Below are 22,092 nucleotides of genomic sequence, written 5' to 3'. Positions count from 1 at the left end.
CATTCGTTTTATAACAACTGTTTGTCAGCCGATTAAGGCTGATAGTGTATCGCTTCCGAGGATGCGGACTCACCGACACTGTTGCTGGCAGATACTTTGAACCAGCCACCTGTGGATGACGGTACACCATACACCATACTGGTACCTGAAGTGGTACCAATCTTGGTGAAGGGTTCCGAACCTGTCTCGCTATAGAAAACAGCGTAGCTCTGCACGCCATCCGCTTCTGAGTTCGATGCCCACTGAATACGAAGCCCTTGGGAGAGTGCTGTCACGCTCACTTGGCCTGGTGTGTTTGGAGCCGTCGTGGGTGCATTGTTGTTATTGACTGTTTCTCCAGGGGTTACCACCGTACCAGGTACCTCAATAGGCTCTTTGACTTCTGTATCAGGTGCACCAGCGCCTGCACTGCTCACAATTGCACTTGGCGCAGATTCCTTGCCAGCAACGTCTACCGCGGTGACATAGAATGCGAAGTTGCCACTAGCTGTTGCGTAAGCTGAGAACGATCTGGACTCACCTGTTAGTACAACCTGGCCTTGATTCTGGAATCCTGCTCCACCGACTGAACGATAGAGACGATACCCAACAACATCACTTTCAGGTGTAGCATTGAATGTGATGGATGCCCGTTCTCCCGAGACGGAGATGCGAACATTGCCAGGTGCATCCGGAGCTTTGCCGTTATCCGTGCGTGGATCAACCTCAGTCGGCAGATCAGCACCGGCATCCTCAGGCAGATAGTATGCAAGCGACTCATGACGACTCATCCGTTTAAATGCATTTTGCAATTCTTTGATGAGATCGGAGATCGGTTTCTTACGCTTCACAACCGTTTTTTCCTTCAACATATCCGCAGGTGTTTCATCACGCGGAATGTAGTTTACACCGTTGTAGGTAATATACTTCGCTTTAGCGACAGCATCGTCACGGTCCTTCGGAATAAATTTGCTGTTGAAAATGTCAGTAACAAATTTATCGGTTAGGGACGTTGGAAGCTTGCCACTGTATGCTGAGACCGTCCTAGTTTCGATACCGGAAGGTTTTTTGAATGAGTTGGTGACAAACAGATCCTTCTGCGTTTGGACCACTTCATTCATTATTTTGGCCCAAAGCTGCTGAGCGCGTTTGCGTTGTGATTTGTTTTCCAGTGTATTGATCGGTTGTTTATAACCAACCCACACACCGAGCGTAACATCCGGTGTGTATCCTTCGAACCAGACATCTGCATAGTTTTGGGTTGAGCCTGTTTTGCCAACAATAGGTACACTAGATCTGTACTTGTAGTTTTCTCGTACTTTATCGGCTGTCCCCTCTGTGATAACGGTACGCAACATATCCGTCATAAGATAGGCGGTCTGCTCAGAGAATGCCTGTACGGGCTCGCTGTCGTGTTTGTATACAATATTTCCTTTGGAATCCACAATTTTGCTGATCATGTAGGAATCGTTGTAGACTCCTTTGTTCGCAATTGCACCGTAGGCGCTTGTCAGTTCCTCTACAGTTACACCGTATTGAAGTCCGCCGAGTACACCGGTTTGGGCCTGATAATCCTGCTTCTGGATGGTTGTAATGCCAAGCTTTTTCGCAAAAGTCCAAGCTTTATCGATGCCGACTTCCTCATTAAAAAGCTTCAGGGCAGGTATGTTCAATGAATAATTCAATGCTCTACGAGCGGTTACCAAACCTTGATAGCGGTTGTTCGCATTTTTCGCGATATGGTATCCGCTAGGGCCGTCTTTCAGGATAATTGGCGCATCGTCAATGATGGAGGCCGGTTGAATAAGACCTTCCTCCAGCGCTGGTAGATAAGCTGCGATAGGTTTCATCGTGGAACCTGGCTGACGCACCATTTGAGTTGCATAGTTCATCTGTTCGTCCTGGAAGCTTCGGCCTTCAATCATACCGAGGATTGCTCCTGTTTTATGATTGATCAGCATCGCTGCAGTCTGCTCTTTCCCCTTAACAGGGTCATCTGCTGAGAAGTTGCTGTTATCTTCGGCAATCGTACGCATCGTTTTGTAAATGTTCTTGTTAATTGTTGTATAGATGCGATATCCGCCTGTGCGAAGCTGTGACTGAGCCTCTTCCAACAGGGCACCGCTTTCCTTTTGTGATGCTTCAGCGTCTGTACTTTTGCCTGTTGTCTTAGTTTTGTCGGCATTCAGCTGCTGCATGATAATCTGTGCTGCTTGACGTTCCGTTTCCATCATAAGGTATGGATAAGTGTTATAGGCTTTAACGGTTTTCGGAGCAAGCGAGCTTTTGATATCAAAGGCAAGTGCATTGTTGTATTCGGATTGCGTGATTTTGCCAAGTTCAAGCATACGACGCAGGACCAGTTTTTGACGATTGATGGCGCGATCAAATTTATCCTCTACAAAATCGCCTTTACCGTTAAAGGCGGAGTAGGAAGAGGGCGACTGGGGTAATCCAACCAGATAAGCAGCCTGAGCTGTGTTTATTTTTTCGAGATCATTGATATTAAACAATCCCTTAGCCGCTGCTTTGATGCCATAAACGTTGTAACCGCTCGAACCATTACCGAAAGGCACCTTGTTTAGGTAGGCAGTCATAATCTCGTCTTTGGTCAGAAAACGTTCCAGTCGAAGGGAAAGCAAAATTTCCTTTACTTTACGATCCTCCGTACGGTCTAAATTCAAAAATACACGTCTAGCTAATTGCTGTGTAAGCGTACTGCCACCCGTTTGTACTGATTCTTTCAGCACTTTTTGTTTCACGGCACGCAGTGTTCCGCTCATGTCTACACCTTTATGTTCGTAAAAATGATTGTCTTCAATCGAAATCACGGCATCAATAACCTTTTTGGGGATCTGGTCAAAGGTGACCGGACGCCTGTCTTCTTCCGTACGAAGTTGACCAATTGGGCTACCGTCAGAAAAGTAAGCAAAGCCTGTGATGGAGTTTTCGCCGACTTTTTGTTCAATCAGTGCCCTTGACCGGACAGGTTCGTCCTTGACGATCGAACTGACGTAACCCATTAAAGCACCGCCGACGAAAAGTATGCCCATGAATCCAAGGACAACCATCCACATAACGAAGCTACCTAGTCTGCGTGCAAAGCTACGCTTGCGTACAGGTGGATCTTCAGGCTTTTTCTTAGTAACATCAACCATTCAGTGTCTTCCTCCTTTTAACAGCACTAATTATAGCATAAAAAGACCCGTTTGCATGCCTGAGAAATACAAGTAATGGTCGAAATTTGCCAATCTGGAATGGATTATGATATATAGCATGTGATATCCGACGACATTTCATGAGTTGCAAAAGTAAGGAAAAAGGCTGGAACTGCATCTAAGCAGGCCAGCCTCAAGGTCTATATCGAAAAGAGTGAAATTTAAAAATATATCCTTATAATCGTTAGGTTTTGAAACGCTGGATGAGTTCTAACAGTTCTTGTGTGAGATGTGCCAAAGAAGCGGATGCAGCAGTGATTTCCTCCATGGATGCAAGTTGCTTCTCAGAAGCTGAGGCAACCTCACTGGCGTGTGCTGCTGTTTCCAGACCAATCGTCTTAAGCTGCTCCAGTGATGAATCGACCTGTTGCGACTCGTCTGACATCTGTTTGGCAATAGTGGAGACTTGTGCAATTTGTTCATTCACATTGGTGATCTGTGAAGAGATGGATAAAAATAGCTCACCACTCTCGTTCATTACATCGGCAATGTGAGTAACCTCAGCGCTTCCTTTTTCCATATTTTCAACGATAGCATGAACCTCTTGTTGAACCGATTGGATCAACGTGGCAATGTCCGCAGCCGATTGTCTGGATTGCTCAGCCAAATTGCGAATCTCGGTAGCTACAACACCAAAGCCGCGTCCGTGTTCCCCCGCTCGTGAAGCTTCAATAGAAGCATTGAGGGCAAGCAGATTCGTTTGACGGCTCACTTCGGTGATCATACCCGTTATATGGCCAATCTCTTCCGAGCGTTGTTTAAATTGCTCCAATGCAGTCATGGAGGATTGAACAGATGTGTTTGCGCTCTCCACCATATGGATAGCTGCCTGCATCTTGTCTGTTCCGTATGAAGTTCGTTCCGTCACTGATTTGGATGTACTACTTACTTCGGCAGCAGCCTCCGCTATTCTTCCGATGCCCGTGGATATTTCGTTCATCGAACGGGAGGAATGTAGTAACTCCTGAACTTGCTTCTCCGCCTTGTTTGCCACTTCCATTCCGGTAAGAGCCATCTGTTCGGCGGCTTTGCTCGTATCCTCTGCCCCGGCGGTTAATTGCTGCGAAGTTGAACCTACTGATAAGGCGTGTTCAGATATAACAGAAATCGTATGGCGCAATGTATTCATCATGTCATTCATGTGAGTGGCCATGACTCCGAACTCATCCTTCGATTTTACAGGTAATGTCTGAGTTAGATCGCCTTCGGCAAGCTGGCCGGCTACTACATTTACTCTGTTCAACTGTTTTACAATGGAAATGATCGTGAATGTGACTACTCCTGCGAGCAGCAGTACCGCTAATACAGCAATAAGTACAGACCATTTTAAGCTATCGTAAAAAGGCTGGAGTATCACGCTTTTGGGTAATGCAGATAATAGATGCCAGCTAGAATCGGAGCCTTGAAGCTTGGCAGGTTCCGCAATAAATAATTCTGGTTTGCCATTGTCAACCGTAGTGTAGAACCCTGTATCATTCGACTGGATCCGCTGAATAAGTGCTTGGGTACTGGAAGAGAGCTCGGCATTCTCTTTGGTCAGTTCCGGTCTTGAGCCGTGCGCAGCAATGTGCCCTTCACTTGTAATCAGCATGGCATAGCCTTGGTCTGGATTCAGAGATGCAATATTTTGCTGGAAACCCTCAATCGTAAAATCGGCCCCAACGATGCCAAGAAAGGTATTATTTTCGTCAAGCAAAGGCAGAACTATGGATACGAGCAAGGTCTCTTTACCGGCAACCTTGTACGTAGTGGGTTCAGACCAATATATGGTTTTGGTCGCCTTCGGCTGTTGATAATATTTACTGGTTTCACTGTTTCCCTCATAAGTAGTGAGCGGTTCAAAATGCAATGAGCTTCCATCTTGGATAACGTAAGGGATAAACCGGCCGGTTTCATCATCATACTTATCCTTATTCACGTGTTCAGCATCCTTGCCGTCAAAGGCATTGGGCTCCCATCCGGTATAAAACCCAAACACTTTTTCGTCCTTTTTCAAGTATTCTTCCAAAAGCCTTACGATATCTTGACGGCTTAGCGTCCCATTTTTTGAAGCGTCCAGGAGGGTGGTACTCAAACTGTCGAGCGTATTTTTTACCTGGTTGATGTCGGTCATGAATTCGCTTGTAGCTGCACTTGCTGAGTGTTCCGCTACGGCTTCACCATATTGTAGGCTTTTGTCATATATGGCTTTGGTGTTAAAGGCAATTAATGCGCCGATCGAGCAGAGGAGCACTAATCCGAGCAGTAATCCTAGCTTGACGGCAAGCGTGGTATTCCGAAAAAATGACATGTGAAGCCCCCTTAAGTTGTCTTTCTACTTGTGCGTGTTTCTTTATGCTGGTGGTTCCTCACCAAAAAAAGAAGATAACTATATTATCGTTATGTAGAGGTGGGGAATGAAGAGGGACTGGGGGAAGGGATGAAAAAACAACAAAAAAACAACTGTCGAGAAAATCTCGAACAGTTGTTTTTTTGTTGTGATCCAACGATTAACGGTTGTAGAACTCGACGATTTGTTTTTCATCGATGTCTTGGGACAATTCAGCACGCTCAGGCAAGCGGATGAATTTACCTTCTACAGCTGCTTCGTTGTACTCAACGTATGCTGGAAGATGATTGCGGTTTTCCAAAGCTTCCTTAACGGAAGTCAGACCGCGACTTCTTTCACGCAAGCCGATTACATCGCCAGTGCTTACTTGGTAAGAAGCGATATCGACTTTTTTACCGTTTACTGTTACGTGACCGTGTGCTACCAATTGACGCGCTCCAGCGCGGGAGTTAGCAAAGCCAAGACGGTAAACGAGGTTGTCAAGGCGGCACTCAAGCAAGAACATGAAGTTCTCACCGGCAATACCTTGCATTTTTTGCGCTTTGGAGAACAATGTGCGGAATTGTTTTTCACCCAAACCGTACATGTGGCGCAATTTTTGTTTTTCTTGCAACTGCATACCGTAGTTGCTCATTTTTCTGCGTTGGTTAGCTCCGTGCTGACCTGGAGGGAAAGGACGTTTCAATTCTTTGCCTGTTCCGCTCAGGGAAATGCCGAGGCGACGGCTCAATTTAAATTTAGGACCAGTGTAACGTGCCATGTTTAAAGTAGCTCCTTTTTAGTTAAAGTTCATATAGGGCTCTGTTTGCGCTCCAATTTGTTGATGCGGGCTTGGCCTCGCATAGAACGATCAGGAAAGTTCAGCCGCTGTCCTGAAAGCAACAAAAAGAATGAGGGTGACACAACCGGTAATGCCCAAATTTAAAGACCGTTTTAGTAGTCTTCATCAACAATTTATTCTACATTCTGAAAGGAGTAAAGTCAAGCAATACATAAAGCCAGAAAAACGTCTAAATTTGTCGATAGGTCATTAGGCCTAAAATAATGGGACAATTTTCTGAAATATGAGTGCAAAAAAGCTTCAAACAGAGTAAAATAGATGGTATCTTAACTTTAAACAATCTTATGTATCAAGGTTTCGCTAATATTTTGCAGATTTGCGATAATTGATGCAGATTAATGCATCCTTGGGGATGCAAAAACGGTGCAAAGGAGCGCCTGACATGTTGGAACATCTAAGAAGTTTACCTGCTAGTCTGAATTCGCGAAGTGCGGGCGATTCCACATCGTTTACTGTGCTTCCATCTCATGAAGACCATGCGTTGTGGATGCAGAAAATGGATATCACACCTTTTGACTTCTCATATTTAAGCAGTTTGTTAGGGCAAGCCTTCACGGATTGGACAAGCCAAAAAGATTCTGTGCCAGGTGGGCCATCTGCTGTATACAGTGTTTGGAGTACGGAAGGAGAGTGCATAGGAGAGGACTCCGGCCAGATTGCCGATTCAGATATCAATGTACGTTCGATGGTTTTGGAGTGTACTGAAAAGGAACAGACCTTATCGAGACGCGGAATAACTAAGCATGGGGAGTATCTGCTGATTGCTGAGCCTCTGTTTTCAAGAATTAACCAAGTTATGTTTGCTGTGTTTGTTGCTCTGGTCTTTGAATCCCACCGATCCGAAACGTCAGAAGCTGTGGTTCGATCTGAGGCAATGCATTATCGCACCTGCTTTTACCGAAGATTTGAATACATATTTATGACGGACTTGTTACACGCACATGAACAAACAGCTCGGGAGGAACACCGAAGATCGATTCTTTTTCAGATCGTACAGCGAATGCATGACAAAATGGATGTCGGGGCAATATTGGACGAAGTCTTCGTCAGTATGGACTACCTCTATCCTTCTACACACATTGTGCTCTATATGTCTCAGGACCAGAGAAGCTTTAATCCTCGGATTAAACCCCTCTTTATTCAGGAACGTGGAGAAGATATCTGTGTTCGTTCATTTATGGAGGGCAGATTGATTGTCTCTCGGTCTGAGGAGTTCGATAGACGAATCATTGAGGTGGGGTTGCCACTTAAAGGCAAGCAGGGGATATACGGTGTGTTTCATATCGAAATGAACGATGAATTGATAGAAGAGTCGGATTTGCAATTGATTGCAATGATGACCGATACAGCAGGGACGGCCTTTGAAAATGCAAAACTTCATGAACAATCCCATATGTTAATTCAGGAACTTCGTATAATCAACGATCTGACACAACGCCTTAATAAAAGCTTGCAATTGATGGAAATCTATCAGTTTTCCGAACAAGAGTTTAAGAATATATTCCAAGCCGACTTTTGCTGCATTTTGCAATTGAATGACAGTACAAACAGGTTTGAGGTGATGTCCACCAATGTAAAAGAGATTCGTCACAAAACGTATCCTATGGATTCTGGGATTGCGGGTTACATGTATCAGACAGAAGAACCGTTGATTATATCTGACTATACGCAGTTTGATAAAGTAACTTCCAGTTTTATGGAACTGACAGGCGCGATGTCTCTGATAGCAGCACCAATTCGAGTGGATGGACATGTAAAGAGTGCTATTTTGCTTGCCCATGTGCGGGAGCATTTTTTCTCCTATGAGAACTACAGGCTGCTACAAATGTTATCGATTCATCTTGGTCTTGCCCTAACTAATGCTACCTTGCACGCCGAGGTACGCCGTATGGCTAATCTGGACATGTTGACTGGTCTGTACGTGAGACATTACTTGGATAACATTATTCACGAACGCCAGGCCAATGATTACTGCGGTTCGTTGGTTGTCGTCGATATCGATCAGTTTAAACAGGTGAATGATACCTTCGGTCATCAAACCGGGGATCAAGTATTAAAACAAGTCAGTGACATTGTTACAAGTTCGGTTCGAGCTGAGGACATTTGCGCAAGGTGGGGCGGTGAAGAACTGGCTATCTACATGCCTCAGATCGGAATTCAGCAAGCGCTTGTTTATGCGGAACTGATCCGTACCCGAGTTGAAGCCGAGACGAGGCCGTCTGTCACGGTGTCAAGTGGCATTGCTGAATGGAACTGGATGGATGAGAAGGTAAGTGTAGAGTCCCTTTTTTACCGAGCAGATATGGCGCTGTACTGTGCAAAGAACGGGGGCCGCAATCGAATTGTCATAGAGGAACAGGAAGGTGCACGATAACAGAGAAACATTCCGGTCACGGAGTCGTTTCTCTTTTTTTTGTTTTTTTGGAACGGTATGTGTATGAAACTCCATGTGGTTCAGCTCACTGCAAAGAAGGAAGTATAAGCACATATTGTGAGGGCAATCTATGGAGAAAATGACTGAAAGGTGGAATAGACATGTTGAACCGCCAGCCTACGTTTACTTTATCGCTAATCCTTTGCCTTGTACTGGCTTTTGTTTCGGGGTGCGGGATGCTCCAGCATGATCGGACGCCGGAAGAAATATTTTCTCTGGCTTTATCCGGCATAGCCGGGAAAGAGACGTTGACGTTTGAGGGACAGGCTGGATTAAGACGGGAAAACAGTGGAATGTTTGAAAATCAATTCAAATTTGAAGGTAAGCTGGAAGACCATGACCGGCTGACGTTGCAGACCCGATTACCAGGTGCCGTGACTGCAGCGGACTCAGGAATAAGTTTAAACGCGGTGAAAAATAATGGCCAACCGAGCGGATTCAGCGCCTCTTTTCAGCGTGAAAAAGGAAAATGGAATGCTTTAACAGCGCAGCATGAACCATTACGTGGATCTTTATCCCGTTATAACCCCATTGCGCAATTAGAGAAGATTGATCGAATGAATAAAACGATTCAATCCGAATATGGCTCAGGCCGTCAAACACGCATATTGCGGATAGAGCTTAAGCCAGCGGATGCCAAAGCTTGGGCTGTAGACCAACTGACAGATGAGATGGATTCCATTCGGGCAGAGTACATGCACAAAGCAGGGCAAGTGAAGGGTGCGAATAAGCAGAAACTTGAGCAGGAATTGCAGAAGGTATGGCAACAGGGCGAGGATACGATGCAGAAGTTAATTCAAAAGGCTGAGGTGCATACCGTCTATCATCTGACGGTCGATCGCAAAACCAGCTTACCGATGCGACTTTCCTCTGAAAGTCAGGTGAAATATAGCGATAACAGTAGCCGAAGTAATGTAGAAGCACTGGTAACCGATGTGAACTTTAAATCATATCAATAAATAAAACCTGTGACTGCTTGCTGACGGGATGTCTGGTGCGTGCTACAATAGTAACGTAATTTACCGTTGTTCAATTCATTGAATGGCAGATGACAGGAGGATTTATCGAATGAAGGACCCAAGAATTCAGAAGCTTGCAGCGAACCTGGTAGGTTATTCTGTTGATGTGCAGCCCGGCGAAAATGTATTGGTTGAGATGATTGGATCAGAGCGTGATTTGATCAATGCCATTATTGAAGAAGTGGGCAAAAAAGGCGGTAACGTTTTTGTACAGTTGACGGATCGAACCGTTCAGCGTGCAATGTTCCGAAATGCTACGGAAGAGATGATGAAAACGTGGGCAGAGATTGATCTGAACCGTATGAAACAAATGGATTGTTATATCGGCATTCGTGCGGGAGAGAACGTGAATGATCTGTCCGATGTACCGAAGGAAAAAATGAAACTGTACAACTCCCTATACTCCCATCCGGTACATAGCGAACAGCGTGTCAAACATACGAAATGGGTGGTGCTTCGTTACCCTAACGCAAGCATGGCACAACTGGCGAACACGAGCACCGAAGCATTTGAAGACTTCTATTTTGACGTATGTAACCTGGATTATGCCAAAATGGACAAAGCGCAAGACTCACTCGCGAGTCTCATGAAACGTACAGACAAAGTACGGATTACGGGACCAGGTACGGATCTGAGCTTCTCCATCAAAGGTATCGGTGCAGAGAAGTGCTCCGGGCAAAAAAATATTCCGGATGGCGAAGTTTACAGCGCACCTGTACGCAACTCCGTTAACGGAACGATAAGTTATAACACACCGACGCTGTATAACGGAATTACGTTTGAGAATATCAAATTCACATTCAAAGACGGTAAGATTGTAGAAGCATCCAGCAACGATACGACACGTCTGAATGAAATTCTGGACTCAGACGAAGGGGCGCGTCATATCGGTGAATTCGCGATTGGTTTCAATCCGTACATTTTGCACCCGATGAAAGATATTTTGTTTGATGAAAAAATTGCAGGTAGCCTGCACTTTACGCCAGGCCAGGCATATGAAGAAACAGATAACGGAAACCGCTCATCCATTCACTGGGATCTCGTATTGATTCAGCGTCCAGACTACGGCGGCGGCGAAATCTATTTCGATGATGTGCTGATCCGTAAAGATGGCATCTTTGTCATTCCTGAGCTGGAGTGCCTGAATCCGGACCAGTTGAAATAGGAACTGTATTTTGCAGTTGCTAGGAAAGCGGATTCACGGTATCATGTAGTGGTAATTAATAGATGATACCAATAGTGAAAAGACGGAGGGATTCCTATGTCGAGTAATAACGCGGCTGTAGTGGAAATTGCTCAAACAGCAGGCAAGTTTACTTCTTCAATCGTGCTTCATTCGGAAAACAAGTATATTGACGTAAAAAGTATTCTTGGGTTGTTTACAACGCTGATTAGCACGCACAGTTATGAACTGCATGTTCATGGCCCGGATGCAGATGAAGCGAAGGCAGCAATGTCTGAAGTATTTGCAAAGCATGGCCTGAATGTAAACATCGCATCTGAATAACATCATTTGAGAAACACCTCTGCCTTCGGGCAGGGGTGTTTTTAATCATAGTAGAACACAATGTCCCCTAGAGTGAATTAGAGAAAGGTAGAAAAGGCTGTAACAGAGCTCACAACTCGTGCGGTTATTTTGGTCAGGTTCTTGTATTAGCTCTTCATTTCGTCTAATATTAGAGGTAGAACGTCTTTACGCGATTTTTGGGACATAGGGGGGAAATGATGCATGACTTCATCTGATCTGCAGGACCAGCTGAACCTGAAAGCAATCAGTCTTCTTCAAGAAGATGCAGATAAAATACAGAAGCTTATTGAAGTACAGATGGAGAATCTGGCTACCCGCTACTGCCCTCTCTATGAGGAAGTATTGGATACACAGATGTATGGGTTCTCCAAGGAAGTTGATTTTGCCGTTCGTGCAGGACTCCTTCCAGAAGGTACAGGTAAGCAGATGGTTAGCGCGCTTGAGCGGAACTTGGCGATTTTATATGAAGCTTTGAACAAAAAGAATGAGCAATAGCCTGCTATCGCGCGGGTCAGAATAGAAGGCATGCACATTCCGTTGCATGCTTTTTTTGTATTTAAAGGCGTATTGTCTGATGATGTAGCAGAAGTGAAAAAGACAGCCGCGGAAATCAATTCCTCGACTGTCTCTTGATGTATGCAGGAGTGGTATGACGGTCAATCAACATTTCTGTTATACCAAGAAGAATGAAACGCCTAGAATCACATAAACAACAAGCAGCAGCAGGCCTTCATACCAGTTGGTGGAACCATCCTGCGTGATCGATTTGGCGATAAAAACGGACACCCCGATGGCGACTAGTTCAATCGTGGTAAACACGATATCCATCGTTCGACCTGTGAAATAACTTACAAAGATCAATACTGGAGCTACGAATAGTGCGATCTGCAAACTGCTGCCGACGGCTATTTCAACAGCGGCACCGATTTTATTTTTCATCGCAAGCATGATGGCTGCACTGTGTTCGGCTGCATTACCGATAATGGCCACAAGGAATGCACCAACGAACAGCTCACTTAGTCCAAACTCTGAAGTGAATACTTCTAGTGTGCCGACCAGCCATTCACTAACAAATGCGACCATAACGGTAGCAATCACGAGATAGAGAATCGACTTTTTCTTCGACCATGCAGGAGCATGCTCATGGGGTAACTCCTCATCCTGGTCATCCGTTACATCGGCAAGATAGCTTTTATGTGTGACCATCGAGAAGATGAGCCACGCTATATAAGCTAGAATAAGCAATCCGGCCACAATGAGACTAAGTGTATTCGTATCCCGCTGTGTGATGGAGTGGGTGTTCAGGAATACAGCAGGGACGAATAAGGCAATAATCGCAACGATCATCAGAGAGCCATTCAGTCCCGCAAGCGAAACGTTGTAATTTTGCGTTTTATATTTTAGTCCGCCGGCAAAAATGCTAAGTCCTAGCACGAGTAACAGGTTGCCGATAATGGAACCGGTCAGACTGGCCTTGACCATGTCGAACAAGCCCTCTTTAACGAGAAAAATGGCAATAATTAGTTCGGCTGCATTGCCAAAGGTGGCATTTAGGAATCCTCCTAGTCGTTGACCGGCATAGTGCGCTACACTTTCGGTGGCTTTACCTAAAAAACCGGCCACAAAAATAACCGAAATGGCAGATATGACGAACTGCAGGATCGAATCCCATTTCAAAAAGTGGGCGATGGCGCTGAGAGCAAAAAATGCAATCAGCAAAAAAGATGAAATCCGGTTTCTCACAAAAAACACCTCGGTTATTTACATATTTTGTTTTGAAATTCACGTTATGTACCTATGCGATTAATTTCATATTTCAATATAACCAAAGGGAGGCACATTGTAAACGCATCTTTTACAGTTAAATTTGCTTTTTAGGGTGGAAAGGATTTAAAATACGAGTAACGAAGTGAAGGAGGATGTGGCATGGCAGAACAACTTCAAATGGAGAGCGGAAACATCCGGATTGCCGATGACGTGGTTGCGAAAATTGCTGGAATGGCTGCAATGGAAACGCCAGGAATCGCTGCAATGTCTGGAGGTTTGTCAGAGGGCTGGGCGAAGCGTCTCAGTGGTAAAAACGTACAGAAAGGCGTAGGCGTGGAAGTCGGTCAGCTGGAAGCAGCCATTGATCTGCGTATCATCGTCCTGTACGAAACTCCGATTCATGAAGTTTCCCGTATGCTTCAGCAGAATGTACGAGAAGCGGTAGAAACGATGACCGGATTACGTGTAGTCGAAGTGAATGTGAAGGTAGAAGGTGTCTCTTTCAAAGGCGACGATCTGTAAATCTTTAGACTCCACGATGGAATGAACAAATCTCTTTTTGTTCCTTATCTTTATACAAAGAAACTCCAAAAAAGACTGTGCATCTGCTTAGATGCACAGTCTTTTTTCGTTCATTGGTTCATTAACGAACTCGGCGAATCGCATCCCGTGAACGAAGTGCAGGGGAGGTGCGTGTCTGCACCGTTACCGATTTTGTTTTTTCTTCCTTGATGGCTTCAAGGTTATTGGTCCGTGAAATACTTAACACAATACCCATCGCTACCATCATGACAAAGAGCGAGGTCCCACCGTAACTAATAAACGGAAGTGTTACTCCCGTTACGGGAATCGTTTGAGTGACTCCACCAATGTTGATAAAGGCCTGGATCGCAATAAGTCCCATGATACCTATACCCACCAGCGTTCCGAAAGGATCAGGGCAGCGTAACGAGACGATAATGCCTCGCCAGATAAAGTACAGATAAACGAGCAGGAACAGTGCACTTCCAATGAAACCTAGCTCTTCTCCAATAACGGAAAAAATAAAGTCATTATAGGCATTGGGCAAATAATGCAGCTTCATGGTGCCTTGTCCAATGCCCGAACCTGTAATACCGCCGTCCCCGATGGCAACCAGAGACCGGTAAAGGTTGAGACTTCCGTCCGTGGGATCTGATAAAGGATCCAAGAAAGCTTGAATTCGTCCGATTTTGTAGTTCTGCTTCGCTGTCGCTGTGCTGTCCACCGAAGGATTATCCGGAGACATGGAGGAAAATAGGGCACTCGCTCCAAAAGCAAGTGCACCACCAAGTGCAACCAGAAGAATAGAACCCATAATATGCTTCATGTTAGCTCCGCCAGCATAGATGACAAGACCGCAGGTAGATACCAGGATGAAACAGGTACCAAAGTCTGGTTGAAGCATGATCAATCCTGCAATAAATCCGACGATGAACAGGACAGGGAAATATCCAGTCTTGAAATCACGGAAACGTTCGCCCTTTTTGGTGATAAGTGCGGACAAATATAAAATAATTGCGATTTTGGCGAACTCTGCAGGCTGCAAACTGAATCCAAACACCCGAATCCAGCTTCTTGCGCCATTTAACACGGCACCGGATACCAACACAAGTAAGAGTAGTGCGGTGGTGAACAGGAAAAACGGTGCATAGAGTTTCTTGTACTTGTTAAAGCGGATATTCATGGCAAAAAACATGCCAAATAGACCGATAATCGCCCATATAAGTTGTTTTTTCGTGAAGTAAAGGGCATCGTTGTTAAAACTTTCGCTTGCAATTGCGATGCTGGAACTGGAACTGAACACCATCACCAGTCCAAAGCCCACCAACAATAAAGTGAGGATTAGCAGTTGAAAATCCGGCGTGCCTCTCTTCGTTCTCGTCTGGGCCGTTTGTTGTTTCATGATCTGGCCCGCCTAAGCTTCGAGCAGTTCTTTGAGCTGCTGCAATTTTTGGGTGGCCAGCTTCACGACTGGCTGCGGAACGGAAGAGTCGTAATCAAGTCCATGCGGAAAAGTAGCTTTGCCCAGATAAACGGCTTCAACGGCCAGAACCGTGTCGGGTTTCTCCAGTTTGCCTTCTACCGCGCGCGTATTAATGCGTACAAAGTATTCTGAGTTGGTTTGTTCATCTTCGATTTTGTAGTCATATGTAGCACGGTAATATTCCCATTGCCACCGGACGAATCCGACTTTCTCGGCGCTCTCATCCAGGTATGCCAAGTCGCTTTTCAAGCCATCCAAGCCTGTGTTCTCAAAAATCATAAGCGTTTGATCCTCCTCATAAGCTTCCGAGTATAATTCTCGTATGTTTCTCTAGTTTATGATAGTATGTTTCCCCTCGCCGTGCAAGCTTTCTAAAGCCCTTTCGTATCGGTTTTCATGTAATTCTGTTACAATATACAGCAATAGGTTTGTAGAGGAAGGTTTGGGGCTATGTACAAGCCCTGCTGATGATCGAAAGGATGGGATTACATGACAACGAATATATGGTGGGAAGATCTGCAGATCCACATGGTGGAATGGCGGCGTCACCTTCATCGAAATCCTGAAGTTTCCTTTCATGAGGAGAAGACATCCTCTTTTGTGGCAGACATGCTGGAGAGCTTTGGTATTGAGGTAAAACGTCATATAGGCGGCCATGGGGTGATTGGAACACTTCGCGGGGAACGGCCCGGGCCAGTAGTCATGCTTCGGGCTGACATGGATGCGTTGCCGATTCAGGACGAGAAAGATGTGGAATATGCCTCACAGCAACCCGGGGCGATGCATGCTTGCGGTCACGATGGCCATATTGCGATGTTACTGGGAACCGCGCTTTATTTTAGCCGTCATAAGCAGGAAGTGGAGGGTGAGATTCGTTTTCTGTTCCAGCCTGCGGAAGAGTTGCTGCCAGGTGGCGCTGTTCAGGTCATTGCAGACGGAGCGCTGGAAGGTGTAGACGTGATCTACGGCATTCATCTGTGGACGCCGCTTCCTGCTGGCGTCGTTGCAAGCACAGCAGGGCCGATGATGGCTGCGGCAGATGACTTTTACATTGATATCAAGGGAAAAGGTGGTCACGGCGGCATGCCACAGGCTACTGTTGATAGTGTTGTTGCGGGCTCCGCGCTTGTGATGCAGCTTCAGACTATCGTTAGCCGATCCGTTGATCCGCTACGTCCTGCAGTACTCACGATTGGCACGATGCAGGCGGGTTCTGCGCAAAATGTGATTGCAGAGCAGTGCAAGCTCAGCGGCACGGTCCGAACGTTTGACGAAGAGACGCGAACGAATATGAAAGAACGTGTGCTCTCCATGGTGGCGCAAACAGGGGCCGCTTATGGTGCGGAAACACAGGTGAAATACATCATGGGATATCCGCCGGTGATTAATGATGCGCGGGAGACTGAACGTTTCTTCAGTGAAGCAACGGCAATATTTGGTCCGGATCGGGTGCAGAACTCTCCGATGCTGATGCCTGCAGAGGACTTTGCGTATTATTTGCAAAAGGTGCCGGGGTGCTTCATGTTTGTCGGTGCAGGTAACCCAGAGAAAAATGCGGTGTATCCGCATCATCATCCGATGTTTGATTTTGACGAGGACGCCATGCAGATGGGCGTGAAACTGTTTGTGGCCATGGCGAAGGGTTACGCAAGCTGAATGCTGAAAACTATAGTTGGGCATCCTGAACATACCTAGGTGTGGACAGGATGCTTTTTTTGTTGTGAATGAAATACAGGTTGCGGCCGGATTGTACGGATCAGAACTTTGTTCGAATGATACAGATTAGGAATGGAAGTGGGAAAGATGGAGATGTTCAATCCGCAGGGAGCCTGTATAGTACAGCGTGATTTTACGGTATTGCTCGAAGTGGGGCATCCTGAGTTTGAAACAGCCAGAGCGGAGCTCGGTATGTACGCCGAACTTGTAAAGACACCAGCAACGTTTCATACCTATCGGATCACGCCGTTATCGCTGTGGAATGCTGCGGCACTAGGCTGGAATTCAGAAGGGGTGATCAAGAGTCTTGAGAAAGTGTCACGCTGGAATGTGCCTGCGGCTCTCACTCAGGATGTGTGTAGAATAATGGAGCAATACGGGAAATTAAAGTTACATGCCGAGCCAGACCATGCCCAAATGCGCCTAACTAGTGAAGACGAGCAATTGCTGGATGATTTGAGCGGCATCAAATCGATATCTGCTTTCCGTATGGAACGAACGAGCGTGCATGAGCTTGTGTTGTCAGGAGAAAAGCGTGGTTTATTGAAGAGGGAACTGACACGTCTTGGTTATCCTGTATTGGATTATGCCGGTTATCGGAAGGGGAGCGAGCTTTCATTTGGCTGGCGGTCTAATACTAATGATTCAACGATTAGTGTGTCTAGCGGATGCGGAGAGAAAGAACAAACGATATTTACACTGCGTCCTTATCAGCAGAAGGCAGTGGCTGCTTTTCAAGATGGTGAAGGCGTCGGCGGTAGCGGACTTCTGGTACTTCCCTGCGGAGCGGGAAAAACGGTTATTGGCATGGCTGTATTGGAACGTTTGCAATGCGAATGTCTTATCTTAACGTCCAATACAACGTCTGTCCGGCAGTGGATACAGGAGATTCAGGATAGAACAACGATTACCGATGAGCAGATTGGAGAGTATTCGGGCCAGAAAAAACAGGTGAAACCGGTGACGGTGGCCACGTATCAAATTTTGACTCATCGAAAATCGAAAGATGCGGACTTCACTCACATTCATCTATTACAAGAGAGAAAGTGGGGACTGATCATCTATGATGAAGTGCATTTGTTGCCAGCTCCGGTTTTTCGGGCTACAGCGGACATTCAGGCTACTCGTCGTCTGGGTTTGACTGCCACGCTTATTCGTGAAGATGGATGCGAACAGGATGTGTTCTCGCTGATTGGACCCAAATTATATGATATGCCATGGAAAGAGCTGGAGCATCAAGGCTGGATTGCAGAAGTGAAGTGTCAGGAAGTGAGGGTGCCCTTATCGCCTGAGTTAAGATCGACTTATGTGCAGGCAGAGGGTAAACATCAATTTCGGCTGGCAGCTGAAAATCCGGCGAAATTAAAGGTTGTGAAGCGTTTACTGGAACGACATCAAAATCTACCCACACTTGTCATTGGACAATATCTTGACCAGCTCGAGATGATTGCCCGGGAAATTGGTGCACCTCTAATCTCTGGGTCCATGTCACAACAGGAACGTATCCACTGGTTTTCTGCTTTTAGAAAAGGCGAAATTCGCACGATTGTTGTGTCCAAGGTCGCCAATTTTGCGGTTGACTTGCCGGATGCTGCGGTAGCCCTTGAAATCTCTGGCAGTTTTGGTTCAAGGCAAGAAGAAGCCCAGCGGCTTGGAAGGATTTTACGCCCCAAAGCAGGTGAGAACAAAGCTTATTTCTATGCACTGGTTTCCGAAAATAGCAAGGAACAGGACTTTGCTTTAAATCGCCAGATGTTTTTGGTAGAGCAGGGTTATGAATATGCCATTGTGCATGAGCAGGAACCGATTCACTAATATGTTGAAGAAGGGGAAGGGATTGCAGATGTCTGATCTCGAATTTGAAGTGGAGAAATCGATGCAATCGAGAAGGTTGGCTGATCCGGCACTGTGGTCTGCACTTACGTCAGCGGAGCAACGGGTGCTTGGAGCTCTTTTTCACGAATATGCAGGTCAAACATTCTCTTCTCTTCTGCCTTCGGAGGCATGGGCTAAGGAGGGATTAAGTGGAGCAGAGGCGAAGCTTGCTTTTGCCATGCTGCGCCGTAAACAATGGATTATATCCGTATATAAGAGCTGGGGAGAATGTTCTTTTCATATCCCTGAATGTCATCTGGCACAGTTGACATTAACGTGTACAGCTCGTGTTGACTGCACTGTTGAACCGATGGTCGGTTCTGTTCGGCGTGTCATAAAGGAAGGGAAACCGCATATCGTAGGGGAATTACTTCATCTCCTTGCTTGGATGGATCGAGAAGGTCTGCCTGTCACTGGAAAAGGTACAATACATAAGAGAACGATACAAAAGTTAAGTATGTTAACGATCGTGGCTCAAGAGGATTTTGAACCGTTAGGGATTACTTATGATCATGAGGAATTATATCCAGTGCATGTGGTCATTCTGCTGGATATGCTACTTTGCTTAAACTTGGTAAAACAAACAGAGCGTGGTTTTGAAATTAGGCAAGATAAGTTGCAGCAGTGGATCAAGCTGTCCTGGTTCGAGATGCACGGTGAAGTGTTTAGATTATGCATGGAGCGATATGGCGCGTCTGGATCAGAAATGCAGCATTTTCGCTATCAGCTGGCGGTACTTGCGCCTGGAGTGAATCAATGGTGCCGTGTACTACACGTAGGAGGTAATTCTAGGTCTATAGGCTGGTTGCATGCTTTAGCTGGCTGGGGGTTCGGCGAGATCGGTGAGGATGAGGATGGTGAGGTGGCATTTCGCTGGTTGATCCGTCCCGTTGAGTTCTTGAATACGCGAACGGATTGTGGTGTTCATCATTTAGACTGGCTACACAAGCAGGAAGAGGTACAATCCGGCAAATTTTATGTGCAGCCCGATTTTGAAGTTATGGTGCCGCCCGATGTGCCAGCTGAAGTCTGCTGGAGACTTGAGCAATACTGTGAACGGATCACGCGCGACCAGATGACAATCTATCGGTTAACCAAAGAACGAATGGAAATCGCTGCCGAGAGTGGAGTGAAGTGGGGAAACATCGCTGATTTTTTACATAGCCATGGACACGGGGAACTTCCCGACCATCTGTTTGCTACGTTAAAGGACTGGGCAACAGTCGGCGGGATGGTTCAAGATAAGCAAGATATTCTGGTGTTTGCTACGAATCCTGAACACCCTGAACAGCGGAAAAGTGAGAGGAACAGCGGATTGACGCATAATTTCCCCCTCTTTTACAACGGCGGGACTCAAGGTTTACTGCAATTACCGTTTAGGTCTGGTATAACAGCGAACCACGAAGACGCAGAGACTGACTTGAGCCATGAAGTGAATGAAAAACTGGCATGGAACGACAGGAAGGCTAACGTACCTGAGAAATGGCACAGAGAATGGAGGAAGTATCACCTGTCGACAGCACGTCAAATTGCAATCCAAGCGATTGACTGGCAGGTGAAATTAGGCATTCAAAAAGGTGAGGAAACGTTTGTTCTGATTCCACATCAGGTGGAAGGACATGAACGGTGGATGCTGGAAGGATGGTGTATTCTGGATACGAGCGAAACTACATCACACACGGAATGGCGAACATTTTCCCCGGAAAGCTGGGAGACAATGCGTCTTATTCTACCGGATGATGTCTAGTATCGAGGAAAAACTCTTCTTAACCTTTCGTGGATATGCTATGATGAAGTAGTCTACGTTAAGTAGAACTTTATATATAGATAGGATGAATAATTCATGAGCGTAGCGGAAATAAACACGGTCGATATGGCCCAAGTGTTAACGGGCGCATATGAACTGGGCGACATGATTAACCAATCTGCCGAAGTATCGGATTATTTATATTGGAAGCAGCAAGTCGAAACAAGTTCTGAGATTCAAGAGGGTATCCGGAGACTGAATGCCAAAAAAGAGCTTTTTGAAGAAACACAGCGCTTTGGTCACTTTCATCCCGACTATCACGCAGCGAAAGATCAGGTGAAAGCGCTAGAGAAAGAACTGGAATCCTTCGAAGCTGTAATTCGTTTCAAGCAGGCTGAGCAAGCATTGGATGAGATTTTGTTCCAAATGTCCGAAACCATTGCTTTTGCTGTATCAACTACCATCAAGGTGCCGAGTAACGATCCCAATCCTAAAGGCGGCTGTGGCAGCGGCGGCAAATGTGGGTGCAGTTAAACTTGAAGATAGTACCATTATAGTTTTTAGACTTTGAACAGACCGGGCCTTTCGAGGGCCGGTCTCCATTTATAGAAGGGCGGGGAACGATGGTGTTTGCGGAAAGAACAGGTTTTATTATTTGGGTTAGTGATTTGAAAGCGGCCCGCAATCTCGAAAAATACGGTACCGTGCATTATATCTCCCGCCGTATGCATTATGTTGTTATGTATGTTAATGCAGAACGGGCTGACGATACGATGAAAAACGTAAAGCGGCTTTCCTATGTGCGCAAAATCGAGCGCTCCTATCGAAACGAAATTAAAACCGAGTATGCTAGCAAAACAGCGGACAAAACAAGTTTTTACGGAATATAGCAGGGAACATAGGAGGGACCCCTGGGTCGCTCTTTTCTAAAATAAACATAAATGAACTTTTGCGAAAAAAGTTAAACTTACGCCTTGTTGTTACGGGACTAATGTTGTAATATATTGGGTAATAAATAGATAGAAAGTCCTATCTGGTGGAGAGTGATTCCCATGCGTGATAAGGTGATGCAACGTTGGAGCACCTACGAGCCGTTTTTTGTGGCTCTCGGAGACAAGAAAGTGGCTGACATCGTCATTACCCATCATGCAAAGATGCGGTATGCAGACCGTATTGAGCCTGCGCGTAGTGATGATGACCATATTGCGGCTTGGTTATGGGAGTGTCTGAAGCAGGACAGGGTGACACCATATTACCGCAATGAGCAGGATGTATACCTGATTGACGATGATCTAGTGGTGGTTGCTGAGTTTTCAGAGCTTGAAGGAGAATATGACATTACAGGCAATCCGCTGCACAAAATGATTGTAGTGACGTTTTTGGGACGTATGTCGGAGACGATTGAACTGAGAGATCTGAAGTCATATTATTCTTGGCTGAGGCATTCCAGAAGAATGACGCTGGTCAAAAATAGCCGGAAGCATAGATGATGAAACAGATTTGAGATTGCAATCATAAAAATTTATGTATTAGATGTGAAGAATGATTTGTACTAACGCATGCAGACAAGCTGCATGCTTTTTTTTGTTGCCAGACTGGAAATCGGATACAATATAGTAAGTGTAATAGAAGAG

Annotated in this window: 18 protein-coding genes; 12 read left to right on the top strand and 6 right to left on the bottom strand. The window is 45.7% G+C overall.

The genetic code is table 11. From position 1 onward, the window contains the following. Window positions 1-32 precede the first annotated feature (32 nt). The 3 genes from M3629_RS12945 to rpsD all read right to left on the bottom strand — a co-directional run bounded on the left by M3629_RS12945 (window position 33) and on the right by rpsD (window position 6,286). Window positions 33-3,137 carry a transglycosylase domain-containing protein gene (locus M3629_RS12945; RefSeq protein WP_251506805.1) on the bottom strand — a complete coding sequence of 1,035 codons (3,105 nt, stop codon included), beginning with the start codon at window positions 3,135-3,137 and terminating at the stop codon, window positions 33-35. A gap of 244 nt (window positions 3,138-3,381) precedes the next feature. After that, a complete protein-coding gene (locus tag M3629_RS12940; RefSeq protein WP_251506803.1) occupies window positions 3,382-5,487 on the bottom strand; it encodes a methyl-accepting chemotaxis protein in 2,106 nt (701 codons plus the stop codon). A 199-nt stretch (window positions 5,488-5,686) separates the two neighbouring features. Beyond that, window positions 5,687-6,286 carry a 30S ribosomal protein S4 gene (gene rpsD, locus M3629_RS12935; RefSeq protein WP_251506801.1) on the bottom strand — a complete coding sequence of 200 codons (600 nt, stop codon included), beginning with the start codon at window positions 6,284-6,286 and terminating at the stop codon, window positions 5,687-5,689. 463 nt (window positions 6,287-6,749) lie between these two features. Between rpsD and M3629_RS12930 the strand changes: the two genes are divergently transcribed. The 5 genes from M3629_RS12930 to M3629_RS12910 all read left to right on the top strand — a co-directional run bounded on the left by M3629_RS12930 (window position 6,750) and on the right by M3629_RS12910 (window position 11,843). After that, the gene (locus tag M3629_RS12930; protein ID WP_251506799.1) at window positions 6,750-8,741 is read left to right on the top strand and encodes a sensor domain-containing diguanylate cyclase; all 1,992 of its coding nucleotides are present in this window, start codon (window positions 6,750-6,752) and stop codon (window positions 8,739-8,741) included. 161 nt (window positions 8,742-8,902) lie between these two features. Continuing rightward, on the top strand, window positions 8,903-9,760 hold the full coding sequence (locus M3629_RS12925) for a hypothetical protein (RefSeq protein WP_251506797.1): 858 nt from the start codon (window positions 8,903-8,905) through the stop codon (window positions 9,758-9,760). A 109-nt stretch (window positions 9,761-9,869) separates the two neighbouring features. Beyond that, window positions 9,870-10,985, top strand: coding sequence for an aminopeptidase (locus tag M3629_RS12920; RefSeq protein ID WP_251506794.1), 1,116 nt, complete (start codon window positions 9,870-9,872; stop codon window positions 10,983-10,985). A 96-nt stretch (window positions 10,986-11,081) separates the two neighbouring features. After that, the gene (locus M3629_RS12915) at window positions 11,082-11,327 is read left to right on the top strand and encodes an HPr family phosphocarrier protein (protein ID WP_090923662.1); all 246 of its coding nucleotides are present in this window, start codon (window positions 11,082-11,084) and stop codon (window positions 11,325-11,327) included. 222 nt (window positions 11,328-11,549) lie between these two features. Further along, window positions 11,550-11,843, top strand: a complete 294-nt coding sequence (locus tag M3629_RS12910; RefSeq protein ID WP_111271074.1) for a YlaN family protein — start codon at window positions 11,550-11,552, stop codon at window positions 11,841-11,843. Between the two features lie 177 nt (window positions 11,844-12,020). Here the strand turns inward: M3629_RS12910 and cax are convergent, their stop codons facing one another. Beyond that, window positions 12,021-13,091, bottom strand: a complete 1,071-nt coding sequence (cax, locus tag M3629_RS12905) for a calcium/proton exchanger (protein ID WP_090923660.1) — start codon at window positions 13,089-13,091, stop codon at window positions 12,021-12,023. Between the two features lie 183 nt (window positions 13,092-13,274). Here cax and M3629_RS12900 point away from each other — a divergent pair, with 183 nt between their 5' ends. Further along, complete coding sequence (locus tag M3629_RS12900) at window positions 13,275-13,637, top strand: Asp23/Gls24 family envelope stress response protein (RefSeq protein WP_090923659.1); 363 nt, start codon at window positions 13,275-13,277, stop codon at window positions 13,635-13,637. A 121-nt stretch (window positions 13,638-13,758) separates the two neighbouring features. Here M3629_RS12900 and ftsW read toward each other — a convergent pair whose 3' ends face one another. Then, window positions 13,759-15,039 carry a putative lipid II flippase FtsW gene (gene ftsW / locus M3629_RS12895; RefSeq protein WP_251506792.1) on the bottom strand — a complete coding sequence of 427 codons (1,281 nt, stop codon included), beginning with the start codon at window positions 15,037-15,039 and terminating at the stop codon, window positions 13,759-13,761. 12 nt (window positions 15,040-15,051) lie between these two features. Further along, entirely contained in the window at window positions 15,052-15,399 is a 348-nt protein-coding gene (locus M3629_RS12890) for a YugN family protein (protein ID WP_090923657.1), read from the bottom strand. Window positions 15,400-15,609: 210 nt separating this feature from the next. Between M3629_RS12890 and M3629_RS12885 the strand changes: the two genes are divergently transcribed. From M3629_RS12885 to M3629_RS12860, 6 genes are all read left to right on the top strand, one after another. Beyond that, entirely contained in the window at window positions 15,610-16,776 is a 1,167-nt protein-coding gene (locus tag M3629_RS12885; protein WP_251506790.1) for a M20 metallopeptidase family protein, read from the top strand. Window positions 16,777-16,923: 147 nt separating this feature from the next. Continuing rightward, window positions 16,924-18,651 carry a DNA repair helicase XPB gene (locus tag M3629_RS12880; RefSeq protein WP_435368218.1) on the top strand — a complete coding sequence of 576 codons (1,728 nt, stop codon included), beginning with the start codon at window positions 16,924-16,926 and terminating at the stop codon, window positions 18,649-18,651. A 28-nt stretch (window positions 18,652-18,679) separates the two neighbouring features. Continuing rightward, window positions 18,680-20,458, top strand: coding sequence for a hypothetical protein (locus M3629_RS12875; protein WP_251506788.1), 1,779 nt, complete (start codon window positions 18,680-18,682; stop codon window positions 20,456-20,458). Window positions 20,459-20,554: 96 nt separating this feature from the next. Beyond that, window positions 20,555-20,992: a YlbF family regulator gene (locus M3629_RS12870; RefSeq protein ID WP_251506786.1), complete on the top strand. Its 438-nt coding sequence runs from the start codon at window positions 20,555-20,557 to the stop codon at window positions 20,990-20,992. A 92-nt stretch (window positions 20,993-21,084) separates the two neighbouring features. Beyond that, window positions 21,085-21,348 carry a YlbG family protein gene (locus tag M3629_RS12865; protein WP_123062834.1) on the top strand — a complete coding sequence of 88 codons (264 nt, stop codon included), beginning with the start codon at window positions 21,085-21,087 and terminating at the stop codon, window positions 21,346-21,348. A gap of 162 nt (window positions 21,349-21,510) precedes the next feature. Continuing rightward, the gene (locus M3629_RS12860; RefSeq protein ID WP_090923653.1) at window positions 21,511-21,948 is read left to right on the top strand and encodes a hypothetical protein; all 438 of its coding nucleotides are present in this window, start codon (window positions 21,511-21,513) and stop codon (window positions 21,946-21,948) included. The last annotated feature ends 144 nt before the right edge of the window (window positions 21,949-22,092 follow it).

This window comes from Paenibacillus polysaccharolyticus (genome assembly GCF_023714295.1).
Taxonomy (GTDB): domain Bacteria; phylum Bacillota; class Bacilli; order Paenibacillales; family Paenibacillaceae; genus Paenibacillus; species Paenibacillus polysaccharolyticus_A.
The sequence above is the reverse complement of the archived record's forward strand: the minus strand, read 5'-3'. Positions and strand labels throughout refer to the sequence as shown.